This window comes from Pedobacter sp. 05L430, from assembly GCF_056397585.1.
Genome location: NZ_JBFTNT010000601.1, coordinates 1 through 666, shown reverse-complemented (window position 1 = coordinate 666; position 666 = coordinate 1). Strand labels below are relative to the sequence as shown.

Annotated in this window: 1 protein-coding gene; it reads left to right on the top strand. The window is 34.2% G+C overall.

Translation table 11 applies throughout. The annotated features are described in order from the left end of the window. Positions 1 to 646: hypothetical protein (locus AC1DG9_RS27555; RefSeq protein ID WP_477635763.1), on the top strand; the 646-nt coding region annotated here is incomplete at its 5' end. Positions 647 to 666 lie beyond the last annotated feature (20 nt).

The following is a 666-nucleotide window of genomic DNA, read 5'->3' as shown; positions in this document are numbered from 1 at the left end:
CATAAACTATACGGAGCTGCTTAATCTATTTGTCAATGATGATGAGATGAGAGAATGGCAAAATAATCCATTCAGAATTGGGGATAAAGCAATTGCAACTGATGCGTTTACCATGGTTATAATTAATGCTGATCTTACGCCTGATGTTCAGGAATTGACAGATTATAATCATGAGAATGTTCTTAGTGTTATTCCTGAAACAGGGGGTGTCCTTGGAAAAATTGACATTAAGGATATCCGGTCAATAATTAAGGAATGTCCCAAAGTTGATGTTACTAAAACATGCGATTGTTGCGAAGGAGAGGGAGAGGTTGAATTTCAGCATGAATGGAATGATAAATTCTATGAGAAATATTGTGATTGTCCTGTATGCGAAGGTGAAGGTGAGGTTAAAGCAATTCCCATTCAAAAAGAAGTTGATCCAGCAAAGAAGATAAAAATTGGAATCTCATATTTCTCTGCTAAACTGGTATTTAGATTAGGAATGGCATGCAAAATTACCAATACTGACCACGTAGAAGTATTACTTCAGCAGGGTGAGAAATTAGCAACAGTCTTTAGAATTAATGATGCTAATTTGCTTTTTATGCCAGTGATCGAATGTGATAACGAAGATTATTTGGGAGAAATTAAAATTAACAAATAAGTTATGAAAACAATAAATTT